Below are 18,290 nucleotides of genomic sequence, written 5' to 3' on the forward strand. Positions count from 1 at the left end.
CAGGCACAAGATCATCTGACACCTGCAGAACTCTGCCGCCCTGAGACCCAACTGCCAAGCCCCACAAGCGAACTCATTCTGAAATGATCAGTAAGCGCGTTCCTCGCGTCCGTCTTGGCCTCACCCAGGTAGAGGTCGACGATCCGCCGCATCGTGAACCCTGGCAGATAAGCGATCGGGCGGACCATGTCCCTCGGAACCGTCAGCGCAGTGCCCGATCGAAGCCGGCTGGTCGACCACCACCAGCACCGTTCCGTGCTTGGCCCGGAGCGTGCTGAAGCCCGCGGAGTTTGGGTTCGGTCCTGGGCAGGCGCCTGTCGAACGCCTTCGTCCCGACTGGAGTGACGGTGTTCGCCGTTGCCGACGTCCAGGCCGAGGAAGACGTCGATGCCGCCGGTGTCGATCACGTGCAGGCCTCTCCGTCACGCTTTCGTCCGGCCCTGGCAGGGCACGAGCTGCCACATCCACGTTACAGAGACCTCTTCCGGCCCGGGTGAAGCCTGCCTGGCCCGAAGGTCGGAGGCTCCATTGCGGTGTCGTGGAAGAGGCAATGGGGGCGAGATGGACCCGCCGTGGAGTGTTCCCGACCTCGGGGCGTTCGTTCATGCGCTCTCTTCGCTGAGTCGGTCGACTGCCCACGGCAGGAGCTCCTTGGCCAGTGCAAGACTGAACGGCCTTACCAGTGAGCGAAGTTCGGCGCAGGCGGCAGGGCCGAGCGCGGTGTAGGGGAGGGCGGCCAGCCTGTCGGTGGTCTGCTCGATCTCGGCCCTGCACCGCGTACCGTCCTCGGTCAGGGCCAGGTGGGGGTCGTCGTCGAGCCACCCACGCTCACGCAGGGTCTGCACGGCCTGCCCCCACTGCTTCGGCGACCATGCCCGCGAGTCGCGCAGCACCGCTGCGTCGATGTCGCCGGTGGCGGCATGCAAGACGAGCGCCTCGAGCCCGCTCAGTCCGGCAGTCAGAAGTGCCGCCACGTGACCGTCGCCACGGAACTCCCGCAGCAGGGTCTGCGCGTGCCAGAGCGCGAGGTGGGGTGCACTCGGCCACGGCAGTGCGGCGTGCGCGGCGAAGAGGGGACGCCCTTGTGGGTGACGCGCGGTCACTTCAGCGGCGATGCGGGCCAATTCGGCTGCACGGGCCAGCTCTGGTGAGGAGACGTCCGCGCCGAGTACACGGCGGAGCGTGGCATCGATCCCAGCGAGTCGGGCGGCGGCGAACTGCTGCGGTGTGGCGGCCTTTCGAGCCGCCGACATTGCTTGGCGCACCACTTCGGGATTGAAGTTGTAGAATGTGGCGATCACCAGATCTGCCGGAGCGGCGCCGAGCGCGGCGGAGCGGGAGGCGAAATACCCCGTCCTGGGGTCCACACCCAACTCGGCGTACCGACTTGCGGCTTCGGGTGAGAAGTAGACGGCCCCGTGGTAGGGCTCGAGAGTTCTCCAGGTCTGGCGAGCGAGGGCCAGACTGTCGCGGTCCGTGTTCTGCGTCATGAGTGGTTCGCCGTCCTGAGGCGGATGAAATGTTGCAGTTCATCGAGCACACGACGGTGCGTGGACACATTTGAACGTACCGTCTAGTCGGTATGTTATCGAAGGGCGGCTCCGACGACTACCGCCCTGTAACCAGTTCTCCAGAGCACGGTACACATCCAGCCGCGACACACGACCGTGTTGATGCGGGCCCGGCTGGGGACCTGCATGATGCGCGGGCCTCGGCAGCCTGATGGAGGCGTGCAGACCACGAAGATAGCCGCAATCTCGGGGACCAGCACACTGTTCGGCCCGGGCTGTGGTGACAGCGGCGGATGGGAGTATGCACTCCTGCCGAGAGGGGTGACGGAGTGGTCAGGGCCCTGAGTGACCACAAACGGATTCGCCCATGAAGGCCACGACCGCCCGCCGCGCCCTGCCTGTTCTCGCCCTTGCCCTGACCGGAATGGCGCGTGCGGCCCGGGGACCGACGGCGCCTCCTCCGGCGGCTCTTCGGCGGCGGCCGGCGCCGACGCCTCGTCGGGCACCTCCTCGACGGGCGGACGGGCCGCCGCCGACGGATCGTCGTCCTCCACGTCGAACGGCCGCTCCGCCGGCCAGGACCAGGGATCCGGAAGCGACGGCGGCCCGGGGGCGTGTGCCGCCTCGAACCTGAAGGTCGCGGCGGAGAACCCCGATTCCGGCGCCGGCACCACCCACTTCCAGCTCGTCTTCCAGAACACCGGCGCGATCCCCTGCACGCACAGCGGCTTCCCGGGAGTCTCCTTCCGCGGTCGTGACGGCGCCCAGATCGGCAACGCCGCCACCCGTGACAGCGGCACCTCCGTGACGACGGTGACCCTGCTCCCGAACGGCCACGCCACCGCGGACGTCAGCGCGCCCGACGGCCGGTCCGGCTTCTCCGCCGACGAGTGCAAGCTCACGGACGTCTCCCTCCGGCCGCTGCCGGCCATTTGCTCACGTGCCGAACAGGCCCGTGCGCGCCGGCCGGCGGGCGCCGGTCAGCGCGTGCCGGTCACCCGCATCGTGGCCGCGAGCGAGGGGACGTCGTAGGGCGAGTCGGTGGCGACGGTCAGCCCGCTCGTGTAGGTGCCCGCCCGGTGCACCTCGCCCGCGTCGAGCGTGATCCGCACCTTCACCGCGGCGCCGGGCGCGACGGCGAGGGTGTGCGGCGCCGACAGCCAGGACGCGGCGTCGGAACTCGCGCAGTCGCCGTACCCCGGCAGCCGCTGAACGCCGTTGACGGGACGGTTGCCGGAGTCCGCGCCGCCGACCACGTACAGGCCGCAGGCACCGGCGCCCCGGTAGAGCAGCGTGTTCGCCGCGGGCAGCGCCGACCAGGAGTCGGTGACCGGGTCGTACTCCTCGGCCTGGTTGGTCATCCGGCCACCGCTGACACCGCCGACCAGTTGCAGCCGCCCGCCCGAGGAGGCGGAGGCCATCCCCCAGACCGGGTGGGGCAGTTCGGCCCGTGCGGTCCACACGCCGGTGACCGGGTCGAAGGCGTAGGCCGCCGCCGACTCCGCGCCGCTGACCGGATCGGTGCCGCCAGCGCAGACCACCTGGCCGCCGATTCCGGCGCAGGAGAGCCACGAGTCCGTCACCGGGTAGTCCGCCACGCGGCTCCAGGAGTCGGTACGGGGGTCGTAGACGTAGGTCGCCTGCGAGACCGGGTCGCAGTTGCCGCCGCAGCCGGCGACCACATAGAGCCGGCCGCCGAGCACGGCTGTACCGCCGGTGACCACTCCCGAGGGGAGCGGTGCCGCCGAGGACCACGCGTCGTGGACGGGGTCGTAGCGGTACACGGCGGCCGAGGCCGCGCCGGTGGTGTCCCAGCCGCCGACGACGTAGATCCGGCCGCCGATCGCCTCCACCCCGGGCTTCTCCAGCGCCTGCGGCATGTTCGCCAGCCGCCGCCAGCCACCCGCGGTGGCGGGGTTGTGGACGTATGCCTTGAACTGCATGTTCGCCCCGTCGGTGCCGCCGAAGGCGTAGAGCTTTCCGTCGAGCGTCACCGAGCCGCTGTCCATCACCTCCGCGGGCAGGGCGTCGGCGGTCGTCCACGCGGCACCACCGGCCGTGGTGTCCGTGCCGGTCGAGCGTGCCGCCGTCGCGGTCCCACGGCCGGCACCGGCGAGCAGCGGTCCGCGGGTGAAGTCGCCGCCGACGTGCCGTACCCGTGCGCCGGCGGCGGACGTGTCCGGGCCGCCCGGGTGCGAGTCCGGAGTGTACGAGCCGTCCTGCGGGTCGAGGACGACGCGGACGGGCGCGGACCCGGTGTTGCGGAGGGTCACCGTCCGGGTCGTCGTACGGCCGAGCGGCTGGGTGACGCGCAGCGGGTCGCCGAGGACGCCGATCCGGCCGGCGCCCAGGCGCCAGTCCTGCGTGGTGACCTGGTCGCGGGCGACGCGGATCCTGGCGGAGGCCGCCGTGTACGCGCCGTCGCTCACCCCCAGCGCGGTCCGGCCCGACGCGTCGGCGGCCGAGGCGGGCGCGAACAGTTCGTAGGCGCCTTCGGCCGTCGTCGCCGCCGGGGTGCCGGCCAGACCGACGGTGGCGTCGGACAGGGCCTTGCCGGTGTTGCCGTCGGCGACCGTGCCCGCCACGAGGCCGCCCGGGACGGTGTCGCAGGTGCGGTCGCCGATGAAGACGTCGTCGACCTTCCAGTACCAGGAGTGGACGGCGTTGTACCGGAACCGGATCCGCACGTCGCTCTGCCGGGCGGCCTGCGGGATCGCGACGGCCTGGGGAGCGAAGGAGATCGTGCGGGCCATGTGCCAGACCGAGGTCCAGGTCCGGCCGCCGTCGACGCTGACCTCGGCATAGGCGTCGGAGGTGTAGCGGGGTGAGACGAAGGCGTTGTCGAAGGAGACGATGGGCGTGGCGTCGCCGCTCAGGTCGAGCGGCGGCGAGACCAGGGTGGTCGTCTCGTGGGTGTCGCTGCCGGCGTCGAAGGAGTCGACCTCGGCGAACTGGCCGCTGCCGCCGGTGTCGTTGCCGGTGCCGCCCGGGTCGTCGAAGCGCCAGGTGACCCCGGATCCGCTGTCGTCGGTCACGGTCCAGCCGTCCTGCGGTGCGGCGCCCGACCAGCCCTCGAAGTGGGTCGTGGTGCCCTTGTAGCCGAAGCGGTAGCCCGGTGCGGCGCAGGTGCTCGCGTCCACCGGCAGGGACAGGTCGTGGCGCACGTCGCGGGTGCCGACGGCGACGCTGTCGTCCGCGGTTCCGTATCCCGCCAGGGCCGTCGAGACACGGAGTGTGTACTTACCGTCGTCCGGCAGGCGGACCGCGTACCGGCCGGTCGCCGGGTCGGCGTGGACGCCGCCGCCGGGGTAGCCGTCGACGGTGATCGTCGCGCCGAGCGGCCACCCGTGCCCCGACGCGTCGGTGACGGTGCCGGAGACGACGTGGGTGGGCAGGGCGCGCAGCGTGAGGTTCTCCTGCGAGGTGCGCCCGTCGGCGGCCTTCAGCCCGGTGGTGGCCGTGGCGTAGCCGAACCGTGCCACGGTCAGGGTGTAGGAGCCCGGTGCCGGGGCCAGGGTGAAGCGGCCGGACGCGTCGGTCGTGGCGGTGTAGGTGCGCCCGTCCGGGTCGGTGGCCGTGACCGAGGCGCCCTCGACGGGTCCGGGGGACGTGTGGGCGCGGTCGGCGCGTACGACGCCGGTGACCAGACCGTGCGGCCCCTGGCGCAGGGCGCCGACGCCGAGGGGGGTACCGAGGCCGGTCGGGCCGTCCCAGCCCTCGCGGGCGTTGCAGAGCTGGTTGCCGCAGAATCCGTCGGAGCCCGCCGTGACGTCGGTGAGGTCGCGAGCGTTCGTGTCGGCGTAGGGGTAGGTGACCGGGTAGGTGCCGGGCGTCGGGGTGCCGGCGAGGGCGTACATCGCGGCGACGAGCGGAGCCGACAGCGAGGTGCCGCCGTACTGGGCCCAGCCGCCCACCGCGCTGGAGTTGTAGACGCCGAGACCGGTGGACGGGTCGGCGTCCGCGGCGATGTCGGCAGTGGCGCGGTTGTCGCAGCCGGTGTCGATGCCCTGCTGGTAGGCCGGGCGCGGTTCCATGCGCGAGCAGCCCGAGCCGCCCGAGTCCCAGGCCGCCTCGGTCCAGCCGCGGGCGGCCGAGCCGTCGCGGGTCAGCGTCGTTCCGCCGACGGCGACGACATCGCCGTTGGAGGCGGGCCAGTTGACGACGTTGCCCCGGTCGCCGGTCGACGCGGTCACCGCGATACCGGGGTGGTCGTAGTAGTGCTCGAACGCCGCGACGCTGCCCTCGCCCGAGACACCGTAGGAGTTGGAGATGGCGACGGGGTGGTGGGCGGCGGCGGTGTCGACGGCCTGGCCGAGATCGGCCACGGCCGGCGAGTCGCCCTCGACCAGCAGGATGCGGCAGCTCGGGCAGACGGAGGAGATGGCGTCGAGGTCGAGCGCGGTCTCGATGGACCACTCGGCGTCCTCGGCCGGGTAGTTGCGGCCGCCGTCCTGGTCGAGCTTGGTGAAGCAGCCGTTCGCCGTCGTGCACGCGGGAAGACCGTAGGTGCTGCGGAAGACGGCCAGGTCGGCCTCGGCGGTCGCGTAACCTCCGGCGTCCACGACGGAGACCGTCCGGCCCGCGCCGCCCTTCGGCAGACCGTAGGCGGCCGTGAGATCGGCGGGGGTGACGGCGGTGGCGGGCGGGGCGGACGCGCCTGCGGCCAGGCGTCCGTGACTGTTCGTCACACCCATGAGGTCACACGTGGCGTACGGGGACTTGCTCTTGCGCTCGGAGACCGGAACGGGAACCGCGCAGCCGGCGGGCCGGTAGGCCGCCGTGCTCCGCGAGCCGCCGTCGGCCGGGGTGGGTGCCGCCTGCGCAGGCGCGACGGCCGCCAGGCCGGACGCCGCCGCGCAGGCGAATGCCAGCCCGGCTGCCCATGTGCGTATTCGTCTGTGCATCGCTCTTCTCGGGAGGTACGTCGGCCAGGCCGAATCGGGTGGGATCTCTGGTCAGACCGGCCGGTACTCCACGCCCGGCTTCCGCCGTGACGCACGCGGCCGGTCCGCACTCGTCTCCGGGGCCGGATCGGCGGCGGGGTCCTCACCGTCGCCGGAGTCCTTGACGCGACCGTCGGGGGAAGCGTCCGTGGAGTCGGCCGCCGGCTCTTCGCCGGACTGGTCGTCGCCGTTGCCAGAAGTCATCGCGGCTGCTCCGTTCTGTCCCAGAGCAAGCAGTGAATGCCGTGCGGCGAGAGGTGGGCAATGCGCAGAACTACCCGGGAAACTCACGTGTCCGCTATGCGGTCAGCCGGTCATCAGCGGTGGCCGGGGCTTGCCCCCCCCGGCAGCGGTACGTCACCGGACTCCACCACGGCGACGGCGAGCGCGGTGCGGGAGGCGGCGCCCCGTTTGCGCATCGCGGAGTGGACGTGCTTCTCGACCGTGCGGGGCGAGAGCCCGAGGAGGCGGGCGATGCGCGCACTGGTCAGGCCCTCCACCAGCAGGCCCACCACCTCCAGTTCGCGTGGTGAGAGCCGGTCGCCGTACCCGGGCCTGCCCACCCGCGCCCCGACCCGTACGCCCGCGTCCGCGAGGAGCCGCCGCACCCGGTCCGCGTCCCCGGTCGCGCCCAGCGCGGTGAACTCGGTGAACACGTCCCGCAACTCGGCGACGGCCCGGTCCCGTTCGCCCGAGGCGAGCCGGCAGCGGGCCGCCTCCTCGCGGGCCGACTGGGCGTCGTACGGCCGCGGAAGTGCGGCCCAGGCGGCAGCCGCCTGCTCGAAGAGCGCGGCGGCACGGGTGAGGTCGGTGGGGGTGGGACGTGCGCCGGTGGCGTCGGCGCGGGCGGTGCGTGCGCGGGTGGTGTCCGCGCTGGCGAGGGCGAGCAGGGCCGCGCTCAGGTGGCTGGCCGCTGTGGCCACTGGGGCGTCCAGCCCGCGGGTCCCCGCCATGAACGCCGTGGCGGCATCGGCGGCTTCCGCCACTCGTCCGGCGTCCAGCAGGGCGCGGACCCGCAGCGGGACGACCTCGGCGGCCCAGAGCCACAGTCCCTTGGCCTCTACGAGCCGCCAGGCGGCTTCGGTGGCCGTGAGCGCCTCGCCGGGGCGGCCGGCGGCGATCGCCAGCCGCGCCAGCACGGCCGACGGATCGCGGGACCCGTCGGCCGGGCCGCGCGGGCGCCCGATCGCGATCGCGGCGCGCACCCCTGCCAGTGCCTCCTTGTGCTCACCGCGGGCGGAGGCGAGCAGCCCGGTCAGCAGCAGTGCGTCGGTCCGCGGTACGGGCTCCTGCGAACCGACGGCCAGGGCCGCCCACTCCAGCGGTCCCGGCCAGGCGCCGGTGAGCCAGTCGAGGTGCGCGAGGCTCGCCCCGACGAGGTCGCGCAGGCGCAGGTACTGGTGCTCCCGGGCGAGGGCGGCGGCCGCGTCGAGCGAGCGCCGGGCATCGCCGTAGCGGCCCCACAGCATCGCCGCCTCACCGAGGTTGGCGAACCCCCGCGCACGTTGCAGCACTTCACCCGGTGTGTCGCCCTCGGCCGGCAGCTCCCGTGCCGCCGCCCAGCCGGCAGGGTCGCCGAGGGCCAGCAGGGTGGCGGCGTGGTCCGTCGCGAAAGCCAGCCGCTCGGCGGCCGTCGGATCGGGCATGTCTTCGGCGAGCCGGCCGGCCCGCTCCAGCCAGCGACGGTGATGTGCCGCCGGGTGCGCGGTGGCGAGCGGCCGGGCGAGCATCATCATCGCGTGCACCGCGGCGACCGGCCGGTCCCGTACCAGCCCCGGCACGGCACGCTCCATCTCGGCCGAAGCGGCCTCCATGTCGCCGACATGGAACATCAACCGGGCCAACTGCCAGCCGGCCGTGGTGCGTTCCGCACCGGTGAGGTCATCGGAGCTGACCGTCGCGCCCAGCACGGTGACCAGTTCGCGCAGCGGCGCGTTGCCCGGCGCGGCGTACAGCGGCATGCGCTGCACCAGCCGGGACACCGCCGCGCCCCGCACCGCGCCGCCGGCCAGCAGATCCTGGAGCAGCCCGAAGGCCGTGCGCGGGTCGCCGGACAGGATCGCGTGGTCCGCCGCCTGCTCGGTGTGGGCCGCCCAGCGCTCCGTGTCGCCGGCCGCCCGGAAATGCCGGGCCAGCTCGGCGGCACTGCGTACCGGCTCCCGTTCCAGGGCTTCGCCGGCGCGGCGGTGGAGACGGGCGCGTTCCATGGCGCCGAGCGCGTGATGGACGCTGCGCGCGGCCAGCACATGACGGAATCCCACCCGGCCGTCGCGGTCCTCGTGAAGCAGCCCGCCGGCGAGGGCCTCGGCGAGACCGTCCTCCGCCTCGTGCAGCGGTATTCCGGCGGCCTCGGCGACGAGTGCCGGCGTCCGCTCCCCTTCGAGCACGGCCAGTGCGGCGAGCACCGCCCCGGCCGCCGGTCCCAGCCGGAAGGTCCGCTCCAGCACGGCGTCGCGGATGCTGGGCGGTACGTCCATCTCGGCGACATCGCGACGCAGCCAGGCGCCGTCCTCGCAGACCAGGTCGGCGCGGTCGTAGAGCAGCCGGACGGACTCCTCGATCGCGAGCGGCAGACCGTCGGTGCGGTCATGCAGGAACGCGGCGAACTCCATCGAGACCGGCTCCCCGCCGAGCATCGAGGAGACCAGCTCCGCCGTCCCGGTGGTGTCCAGCGTTTCCGGCTCGAGCCGGGTGATTCTGCTCTGCGTGACCAGCCGGCGCAGCAGGGACTCCGGGCGGACGTCCTCGGGCCGGTAGGTGAGGACGAGTCGAGGGTGGCGCTCCGGCCTGGCCTGGAGGAACAGCAGGAGTTCGAGCGTGGTGTCGTCGGACCAGTGGGCGTCCTCCACCACGAGCAACCCGACACCGAGGGCGTCGATGAGTTCCACGAGGGCGCGCAGCAGGCGGTGCCTGGCCGCCGCAGCGTCGTGCAGCGGCTCCGGCGCGGCCGGCAGCTGCCTGGCCCACTCCGGGAAGATTGGCCGCAACGCCCCTGCCAGTCCGCTGAGCGGCAAAGCGGACACGTCCTCGGCCAGCCGGCGCACGCCGTCGACGATCGGGCCGAGCGTGTACGGCTCCCGGAACGGCGGACACACCGCGACGAGCGCCGTGCCCCCGCGCCGCAGGAGCAGTTCGTGGATCAGCCGGGTCTTCCCGATCCCCGCCTCGCCCGCGACCACGACGAGGCCCGCTCGCGTGTCGAGCGCCCGGTCGAGAGCCGACAGGTCTTGGTCACGGCCGACCAGGCGGGGTACGGCGAGGTCGTTGCGGCGCCGCGACGCGCCGGCCCTCTCCGTCGTGCTCATCTCCGCCTCCGATACGCCCGGTGACCCGGTGCCCGGGTGAACGGTCGACACATTGTGCCGGTCGTCTCGGCAACACCGTCCGGACGCCCGCCGCAGGAGCCGTGGTTCCTGTTCGCTCCTGCTTACAGGCTGGTGGGGGCGTGGTGGAAGAGTTCACGGCAGGGAAACCCGTTCCGCGCCGATGTCCCCGGCCGCGAACCGGGGAGGCGGGGCACTACCACCTCACCCCTCGGCCCCGGGGAAGCGGTACTCGACCCGGTCCCGCTTCGTGTGGAGCTGCCAGTAGGTCTCGGCGAGGTCGTCGGGGTCGAGCACGTGCAGGCCGGTGGCACCGCCGGTGACGGCGGCCAGGTCCTCGGGCGACATCGCCGCGTGGGCTTCGCTGCCCTTGAACAGCGCGGCCAGCGTGGCCACCCCCGCGTAGACACCGGCGCCGGCGACCTCGCCGTGCAGGGAGTGGACGAAGTTGCGGACAGCCGCCATCGCCGGGCCGATGCCGCTGATGTACGGCTGTGGGTCGGCCGCGGTGAACCCGCCGGTGACGATGAAGCCGCCGTCGCCGCGCTCGGTCATCTCGGGCAGGACGGCGTGGGCGATCTCCACCGGGGTCAGCAGGAACAGGTTGACCAGCGGTGCCAGGCGGGCGGCGTCCAGTTCGGCGGCCGGGGTGAAGCCGGTTCCGGAGGTCAGCGGCTGGTAGGAGACGACGTCGATGCGGCCGAAGCGCGCGCGAACGGCGTCGACGACCGTACGGGCGTCGGCCGGGTCCGAGAGATCGCCTGTCGGGCAAGCCGCTCTTGTGATCGAAGATCCTCGTCTCCCGGATGCGTGGTGGTCCGCGCTGAGCGCTTCCCTAACGACCTCGTGCACGGTTGGCCGTGGCACGTCGAGGTGCGTGACGTTGTCGGCGTTCACGCTCGCAGGGCGTCGTCGAGGGTGGCGGTCTGCTGGTGTGTGAGCAGTCCGGCGACGGCTTGGACGATGTCACTCATGTGTTCGCGTCTGCCGTGGTGGCGGGCGAGTGCCCGCCAGTTCTTCAGGTGGGCGATGCCGTGCTCGACGCGGATGCGTCGTGAGGAGTGCGCCTTGCGTTGCTGTTCGTGCCGTTCCTCGTACCAGGTGGGAGCATTCTTTTTGAACTTGCGATGGGGAGGTGTGACCACGCGTCCGCCGGTCTGTGCGCCCATGCCTTGGTAGCCGGCGTCTGCGAGGATCTCCGTGAACGGGCTGTCGGCCAGAAGCGGGGCCAGTCCGAGTTGTCGGGCCTGGGTGATGTCGGCACAGCTGCGTGGCCGGACCGCGCTGCAGAACAGCACACGCCCCTCGGTGTTTGTGAGGACCATGGTCTTCACAGCATTCTGCTTGGTCTTCCCGGAGACGAATTTGTCCCGGTCTTTGCTGCCGGCGGCCGGGCGGCGCACACGGATCTCCGTGCCGTCGATAATCCCGGTCTCACCGCCGGCACCCAGGTACTCGACGACCTCGGCGAGAGTACCCAGCCGGATGCCCGGCGCGACGGTGCAGCCCCGCTGGGCGAGCAGGGGCCGGACCTCGCCGATGGCGCGGGTGATAGTGGAGCGGTCCACGCCGAACCAGCAGGCCAGTACGTCATGCGTGGTGCCATGACGCAGGCTCACCAACGTGGCCAGCAGTCGGTCGACGAAGACGAACCTGTGCTTCGCACCGGCTCCTACAGCTCGCCGCCGCGGCCGAGCCGCCAGACGTGACTGATGCTGTTCGTGCCACAACGGCCCCACCTCAGCATCGAGTTCAGCGATCAGCCCGGCGGTCTGGGCGGCCGAGCGGCACGGACACCACACGGTGAACGCACCCGACGTGAAGAACGGCACCGCCGTGCCCTACAAGGCCACGAAGGTCGCCCACAGCGATCCCGCCCGAGCGGCCGCCTCCCGCACCGCCGCGAAACTGAAGAAGCCGGTCGAATGGCCGACGGCAACCGACAGCGTCCTGCCCGTAGCCGGCACGGCCTCCACGGCGAAGACGGCACTGGTGGGCAAGCTCCCGGTGAAGGTGAACGTGTCCGGCGGCACGGCCCCGGCCAAGGTGAAGGTCCGGTGCCTGCCGCTGAACTGACCGGACCGTGATGTCCTGTGGGACTTCGACGGCCCTGTCTGCCGCCTGTTCGGCCGCTGATGGCCCCCGTTTCCCGCCGCTCGTTGCGGCATCGCGCCCGTCGGCGGCCCGGATCCCGTCCGGGCGCCTTGTACGGCGACGTCGTGAGCCCGTTTCTGTCCGCAGAGGCGGGTTTTGCGCTGTGCGGCGGCGCGACGCCCGGGCGCGAGATGCGCGAGGGGCCACGGCTTCACCCTGCTTCGAGTGGACGTGGATCAAGTGATGGTGACCTGGCCGCAGTTGGGGCTGTTCCTGCTGGTGGTGGCTGCGTTCGGTGTGGCTGCCGGGCTGTTCGTCGGACGGCGGCGCCCGGACTGGCGCGCGCCGATCGGGACGGCTCTGAAGATTGCGGCGGTGGTGCTCCTGGCGATCGTGGTGCTGGCGGTGGTGACCGCGCTGCGCAAGGCACCGTCGGCGGTGACGTGGAACCAGCTCGGGGCGGTGGTGTTGGTGGCGGTGGTCGTGCTGCTCCTGGGCGTTGGCGGATTCCACCTCGTACGGAAGCGCCCGGCCTGGCGGGAGGCGCTTGATGCGGCGCTGCTGATCGTGGCGGTGCTCTTCGTCGTGATCCTGGTGGTGGTGGTCGTCGTTGTGATCGGGGAACGGAGCTCGGCTGACGGCTGCGCATGAAGGATGCCGGGCGGCCTGCTCGCCCGGGATTCGCACAGGCTGGGCGGGTGTTTGTCGCGGATCCGCGACAGCGGGTCGGGGGTGGCGGCCGGGTCGGGGCCGCGAGGTCACGTTCCTCGTCTGCAGTGGCTTGCCGTCCGTGGCCCTGGTTTCAACGGGTCTGGCGCAGGTTGGGGTGACAGGTTCGGTCACGCGGTCTGGAGGGCCGGTGTGGTCATGACGGTCTCGAATTCGATGGGGGTCAGCCGGCCGAGTGCGGCTTGTCTGCGGCGCCGGTGGTAGGTCCTCTCGATCCAGGTCACGATCGCGATCCGCAGTTCCTCGCGGGTGGCCCACGATCGGCGGTCGAGGACGTTCTTCTGCAGCAGGCTGAAGAAGGACTCCATGGCCGCGTTGTCGCCTGCCGCCCCGACCCTTCCTATCGAGCCGACGATCCGGTGCCGGTCGAGCGCCCGGACGAACTTCCGTGACCGGAACTGAGATCCGCGATCGCTGTGCAGAATGCACCTGTCGACGTGTCCACGCCGGGCAACAGCGTTGTTGAGGGCTGTGACGGCCAGGCGGGACTTTATCCGCGAGTCGCTCGAGTAGCCGACGATCCTCTTGCTGAAGACGTCCTTGATCGCGCAGAGATACAACTTGCCTTCGCTGGTGGCGTGTTCGGTGATATCGGTGAGCCACAGCCGGTTCGGGCCGGTCGCGGTGAAGTCACGGCGGACGAGGTCGTCGTGCACCGGCGGGCCGGGCTTCCTGCCCCGGCCGCGCTTCTTGCCGAACACGCTCCACCAGTTGTTGTCCCGGCAGATGCGCCACGCGGTCCGGTCGGCCATGCCGGATCCCGCGCTGCGGGCTTCGTCGGCCAGGAATCGGTAGCCGAACTCCGGATCCTCGCGGTGCGCGTCGAACAACGCGTTCGCGCGTGTGGCCTGCTCGAACTCGGCATCGGTCACGGGACGTTCGAGCCAGCGGTAGTAGGGCTGGCGGGCGAGTTTCAGGGCCCTGCACGTGACCGTAACGGGAATTCCGCCCGTGGCCAGCTCTTTCACGAGCGGGTAGATCCTTTTCCCGGCAGATGTGCCTGCGACAGGTAGGCCGCGGCCCTGCGCAGGACCTCGTTCTCCTGCTCCAGCAGCTTGATCCGCCGGCGTGCTTCCCGTAGTTCCGCGTTGTCCTGGCTGGTCGTTCCGGGCTTTGTCCCGTCGTCGATGTCCGCGCGGCGCATCCATTTCCACAGCGTCATCGCGTGCACTCCGAAATCGGCGGCCACCTGCTCGACCGTCACGCCGGGGCCACGGTTCCTCGCGACCCGCACGACATCCTCGCGGAACTCTTCCGGATAAGGCTTGGGCACAGCGACATCCTTCCCACCCGCCCCAGAGGGCAAGCCAGTTCAGATGTCACCCGATCGTGCAGCAGACCTGCCCACTGGACGTGGGCTTCGGCGTGGGACATGAGGCGTTCATAGTCCCGCGCGTTGCGGCGGGCCCGCATCGTCCACGAATTCGACCGCTCAACCACCCAGCGCTTGGGCAACAAGACGAAATGCCGTCACGTCGTGGAACTGACCCCGAGTCACCAGCACGCCGCGGAACTGACCCCACGTCACCAGCGCGGCAGCAGGCAGTCACCCTTGGATTCGGATACCCAAACCCCACATGCGCATGTCAGATTTTCGCACCTCGAATCACCATTCATGCAGGCAGGAAACATGAACGAGTCCTGTCTTTAATATTCCATGGCTTTCCGTTCAGCTGCCGTTCCAGCACGCTTGCGCCGTCGCTGATCTCCACACCCCAAGGAGACCCATATGCAGCTGCGCGCAAGACTGTTGACCATAGCCGCGGCCCTTGCGGCGATCCCGCTCACGGTCCTCGGCCCCGCCGTGGCCTCCCACGCCGCGGCCACGCCGAGCGTCAAGGCGCCGGCCCACTCCTGCGCCACCGCCAAGGCCGGGTTCGCGGCGTGCAAGGCCATCGTCCGCACCGACCTCACCCCCCTGAAGTCGGTCGCCCCGAACGCCACGCCCTCCGGCTATGGACCCTCCAGTCTGCAGTCCGCGTACAACCTGCCGTCCAGCACGGCCGGTTCGGGCCGGACGGTCGCGATCGTCGACGCGTACGACGACCCGACCGCCGAGGCCGACCTGGGCGTCTACCGCAGCCAGTTCGGGCTGCCGGCCTGCACCACGGCCAACGGCTGCTTCAAGAAGGTCGACCAGAACGGCGGCACCAAATACCCCCGCAGCAACGGCGGCTGGGCCCAGGAGATCTCGCTCGACGTCGACATGGTCTCCGCGATCTGCCCCAACTGCCACATCCTCCTGGTGGAGGCCAGCTCCTCGTCCTTCGCCAATCTGGGCGCCGCGGTGAACCGTGCGGCGGCCACCTCCGGCGTGGTGGCGATCAGCAACAGCTACGGCGGCTCCGACGCCTCCGACGCCACCTACGGCTCGTACTACAACCACCCGGGCATCGCGGTGACCGCCAGCTCCGGTGACAGCGGTTACGGCGCGAGCTACCCGGCCTCCTCGCACTACGTCACCGCCGTCGGCGGTACCCACCTCACCACCTCGACCAGCAGCCGCGGCTGGGCCGAGACCGCGTGGAGCGGCGCCGGCAGCGGCTGCTCCGCGTACAACGCCGCGCTCAGCGGCGCCGCCTCCTTCGGCACCGGCTGCGCCAACCGCGCCGAGGCGGACGTCTCCGCGGTCGCCGACCCCGCCACCGGCGTGGCCGTCTACGACAGCACCGCGTACCAGGGCCTGTCCGGCTGGCTGGTCTTCGGCGGCACCAGCGTGTCGTCCCCGATCATCGCCTCGGTCTACGGGCTGGCCGGCAACACCGGCTCGATCGACAACAACTACCCCTACACACACGCGACGTCGCTCTACGACGTGACCTCCGGCAGCAACGGCAGCTGCCCGACCACCCAGTGGTGCAACGCCCGCGCCGGCTGGGACGGCCCCACCGGCCTCGGCACCCCGAACGGCACCGGCGCCTTCTGATCCACCGCACCTCTCGCACCAACTGCCGGGCCGCAGGCGGCTTCCCGCCCGCGGCCCGGCAGCTTTTTCACATCCTCTTTACGCAGTTCAGAGCGGTGAGGCTTGCCGGGGTTGCTGACGGCACCGTTCGGAAGAGCGTCGTGGCGACGCCCGATGCCCAGTCCGGAATGATGGCTATGCCCAGAACGGGTTTCAAGGAGTTCCCAAACTCCCTGCCCGGGGTGCCGTCAGCTTCCAGTACGGCCCCCCTGCTTCGCCGCAGCAACGCTCTGGGTGAACTTGTCATGTAGGCCTCAGACACAGCTTCTGAGCTTGTTCTTTATCTACCAGGATCTTCCAGGTCTGCCGATGGCCTTGAGGGTCTCGGGGCGTTTGACGGTCTTGCCCACGTCGTAGCGGGGTGCGGGACGGCGGTTCTTGGTCCCGGGGGGGCCGTCCGGGACCGGTGCCACGAGGTTGGGGAACACGGGCCGGGCGGAGCAGGTGGGCTCGGATGTTTCTGAACCCCCGGCGGACCCAGGCCGGGGTGAGGGGTTCGGGCCTGGTCGGCTTCTCCCAGGGTCGACGGAGGTCGGCGGCCAGCGGCCGGGCGAGCCTGAGCTGGGTGTGCGCGACGACCAGGAGCCAGGTCCAGCGGTCCGCTGCCTCGGGTGTACGCAGTTTCGGAGTGGTCCAGCCGAGCGTCTGCTTTCCGAACCTGAAGGTGTGCTCCAGGTCGAATCTCCTCAAGAACGCCTGCCACCAGCGGTCCACGTCCGCCGGGGCGGCTCCGGCCTTCGAAGACCACAGCCATACCGGCGGCGCCTCCCGCACCTTGGAGAGGTGCTCGACTTTGAGGCGGATCAAGGGGCCCTCGACGATGGGGAGTTCACCGTCGTGCTCCAGCCAGGCCGAACGGTGGGTCAGCCGCGGGTGGACCCGGTCCCACGCCTGCGCTTCGGCCTTGCCGTAGTTGGTGGTGTCGGTAGCCGTGGCCACGGAGGGCTCGGGCCACGTCTCAGGCTTGGCGAAGCGGAACTCGGGCCCGTGCTTGGGTGGGCGCCCGCCCTTGGGGTCGTGGACGCGGGGCGGCTTCGGCAGGCGCATAACCCGGTCGCCGCGGATCCGGCCGACCAACTCGACGGGAAGATCTCGCAGCATCCAGGCCAGGCGGGTGACGTCATAGCCGGCTTCCATGACGATCGTGATGTCCGGGGTCCCGGGCTGCCACTGGCCGGCCGCGACGAGCCGTTCCACCACGGCCCTCAGCTGGGCGGCGGTGACCGCGGTCGCGTCGTCGGAGGGCCCGAGCCGGACCACGTCCAAGATCCCGGTCCACGACGTGGCACCGGACTCCAGGACCGCGACAAACGAATAGGGCCAGCCCGGGATGAACTGCGACGCGGACTTCGCCCGCCCGTAGACATGACAGAACAGCCGTTGGTCCGAGCACGGAGCGTCAGAGCGAAGCCACGGTGACACGTCGACCGCAAGCACCAGGCGCCCGCCCTCGAAACGTGGCAGCGGCAACCCGGCCAGCGCCGTCCGTAGACGGTCGACATCAATCCCGCCACGGTTGAGAGCGCCGTGCAACGCGCCGTGACCACGGCGGTGTTCGGGCACCAGCGTCAGATCCACCGGCGACTTCACCGGACCGTCCGCACACAGCACCGCGTCCACCAACTCGAACAATTCGTTGCGTTGGGCGGTCAGACATGCGTAGAAGGCGCCCCGGAAGCGTGACGCCTCCGCGAACGCTTCCGTCCGGACAGCATCAGACAGCAGACTCACCATCACGGCCTTCGTCTCGGTCACGTGCACCTTGGCCGGAGCACATGATCAGACGAAGGTCGCCCCCACGTCCGCTGAACTGCGCAAACTTGTCTCAAGTTCGAGATCGGTTCGACGTCGGGAAGCTGAACTCATGACTCGCACGGTGGGAGTTCTTGCGCAGTCAACAGCCCTCGAATCGCCCCGAGGGCGTTCTTCGGCGCACCGGTGAGCTGATCGACGATGACGCTGCATCCCACCCAGGTGGACCCGCACTCCTCGACCATGCTCCGGACGGCCGCAGCCTGGCTTCCGGTCTCAATCCAGTCATCGACCAGCAGAACACGGTCTCCCGACCCCATCGAGGATCGCTGGAGTCGCAGCGTGTGACGAAGGTTTCGGTAGTCGGCGGACGACTGACGCACGATTTTGTCGCCTGGGAAGAGTCCCTCGCCCTTGCGGATGGGAACGAAGCCGACGCCGAGTTCGACGGCCGCGGCACCGCCCAGAAGGAATCCCCGCGACTCGATTCCGCAGACTGCTGTGATCTGGTCATCCCGGAACGGTTCAACGAGAGCGGCGACCACCGTGGCCAGGGCCTTGGCATCCCGAAAGATCGCCCACACATCCGCGTGACCACCAATCCACCGGAAGTGTTCAAGCGTCAGGTCACGTGCAGTCGAAGGCATGAGTGGAAGTCTTCCGATCGCCGAACAACACAGCAAACCATTAACGACCACCCCGCCATCCTGACTCTCACGACACCGACCTGAGCCCGTAGATCAAGAACAAGGTCAGTGCCTGTTCCTGATGCAGCCATGACATGGTGGAGGCTGTGGCGCGTTGGCGAACGGCTAGTACTCCAGCAGCGTTTCGCTATCTGGCCTGGTCAGAGGCATCGTCCGGAGTGTAGTGGGCTAATGGTGCGTCGGGGGCGGTCTTGGCGGACCGCCCCTCCAACGAATGACATCGAGAACTGTCTGCGCGGTGATGAGGGCAGCCTCCCGGCGTGATC

Annotated in this window: 12 protein-coding genes and 3 pseudogenes; 4 read left to right on the forward strand and 11 right to left on the reverse strand. The window is 70.7% G+C overall.

Annotated features, from left to right (window positions below):
* Positions 1-95: 95 nt before the first annotated feature.
* Positions 96-407 (reverse strand): annotated as a pseudogene (locus tag ACWGJB_RS48980) (IS110 family transposase); the annotation flags it as partial.
* Positions 408-602: 195 nt separating this feature from the next.
* Positions 603-1,490, reverse strand: a complete 888-nt coding sequence (locus ACWGJB_RS48985) for an SCO6745 family protein (protein WP_453386500.1) — start codon at positions 1,488-1,490, stop codon at positions 603-605.
* Positions 1,491-1,856: 366 nt separating this feature from the next.
* On the opposite strand from ACWGJB_RS48985, the gene ACWGJB_RS48990 reads away from it, so the two are divergent.
* A complete protein-coding gene (locus tag ACWGJB_RS48990) occupies positions 1,857-2,543 on the forward strand; it encodes a DUF4232 domain-containing protein (protein WP_453386501.1) in 687 nt (228 codons plus the stop codon).
* On the opposite strand, the gene ACWGJB_RS48995 is transcribed toward ACWGJB_RS48990, so the two are convergent.
* The 5 genes from ACWGJB_RS48995 to ACWGJB_RS49015 form a co-directional block, all read right to left on the reverse strand.
* Positions 2,492-6,415, reverse strand: a complete 3,924-nt coding sequence (locus tag ACWGJB_RS48995; RefSeq protein ID WP_453386502.1) for a kelch repeat-containing protein — start codon at positions 6,413-6,415, stop codon at positions 2,492-2,494. The two genes, ACWGJB_RS48990 and ACWGJB_RS48995, sit on opposite strands and share 52 nt — an antisense overlap.
* A 51-nt stretch (positions 6,416-6,466) precedes the next feature.
* On the reverse strand, positions 6,467-6,658 hold the full coding sequence (locus tag ACWGJB_RS49000; protein WP_453386503.1) for a hypothetical protein: 192 nt from the start codon (positions 6,656-6,658) through the stop codon (positions 6,467-6,469).
* Positions 6,659-6,771: 113 nt separating this feature from the next.
* Entirely contained in the window at positions 6,772-9,759 is a 2,988-nt protein-coding gene (locus ACWGJB_RS49005; protein ID WP_453386504.1) for an ATP-binding protein, read from the reverse strand.
* A 222-nt stretch (positions 9,760-9,981) separates the two neighbouring features.
* The gene (locus tag ACWGJB_RS49010) at positions 9,982-10,674 is read right to left on the reverse strand and encodes an SDR family NAD(P)-dependent oxidoreductase (RefSeq protein ID WP_453386505.1); all 693 of its coding nucleotides are present in this window, start codon (positions 10,672-10,674) and stop codon (positions 9,982-9,984) included.
* Positions 10,671-11,609 (reverse strand): transposase family protein, encoded by a 939-nt coding sequence (locus tag ACWGJB_RS49015; RefSeq protein ID WP_453386506.1) that lies wholly within the window; start codon positions 11,607-11,609, stop codon positions 10,671-10,673. The genes ACWGJB_RS49010 and ACWGJB_RS49015 overlap by 4 nt, the downstream gene beginning before the upstream one ends.
* Here ACWGJB_RS49015 and ACWGJB_RS49020 point away from each other — a divergent pair.
* Entirely contained in the window at positions 11,581-11,853 is a 273-nt protein-coding gene (locus tag ACWGJB_RS49020; RefSeq protein WP_453386507.1) for a hypothetical protein, read from the forward strand. The two genes, ACWGJB_RS49015 and ACWGJB_RS49020, sit on opposite strands and share 29 nt — an antisense overlap.
* 243 nt (positions 11,854-12,096) lie before the next feature.
* The gene (locus ACWGJB_RS49025; protein WP_453386508.1) at positions 12,097-12,522 is read left to right on the forward strand and encodes a hypothetical protein; all 426 of its coding nucleotides are present in this window, start codon (positions 12,097-12,099) and stop codon (positions 12,520-12,522) included.
* Positions 12,523-12,710: 188 nt separating this feature from the next.
* Here the strand turns inward: ACWGJB_RS49025 and ACWGJB_RS49030 are convergent.
* A protein-coding gene (locus ACWGJB_RS49030; protein ID WP_453386509.1) for an IS3 family transposase occupies positions 12,711-13,873 on the reverse strand; the annotation gives its coding sequence in 2 pieces (ribosomal slippage) (positions 12,711-13,586 and positions 13,589-13,873; 1,161 coding nt in all).
* Positions 13,801-14,070 (reverse strand): annotated as a pseudogene (locus ACWGJB_RS49035) (hypothetical protein); the annotation flags it as partial. The gene ACWGJB_RS49030 and the pseudogene ACWGJB_RS49035, both read right to left, overlap by 73 nt.
* Positions 14,071-14,329: 259 nt before the next feature.
* Here ACWGJB_RS49035 and ACWGJB_RS49040 point away from each other — a divergent pair.
* The gene (locus ACWGJB_RS49040) at positions 14,330-15,526 is read left to right on the forward strand and encodes a S53 family peptidase (protein ID WP_453386510.1); all 1,197 of its coding nucleotides are present in this window, start codon (positions 14,330-14,332) and stop codon (positions 15,524-15,526) included.
* Between the two features lie 323 nt (positions 15,527-15,849).
* Here ACWGJB_RS49040 and ACWGJB_RS49045 read toward each other — a convergent pair.
* A pseudogene (locus tag ACWGJB_RS49045) lies at positions 15,850-17,299 on the reverse strand (NF041680 family putative transposase).
* Positions 17,300-17,427: 128 nt separating this feature from the next.
* Positions 17,428-17,964, reverse strand: a complete 537-nt coding sequence (locus ACWGJB_RS49050; RefSeq protein WP_453386511.1) for a phosphoribosyltransferase family protein — start codon at positions 17,962-17,964, stop codon at positions 17,428-17,430.
* Positions 17,965-18,290: the final 326 nt, after the last annotated feature.

Source organism: Streptomyces sp. NPDC054813 (genome assembly GCF_053611365.1).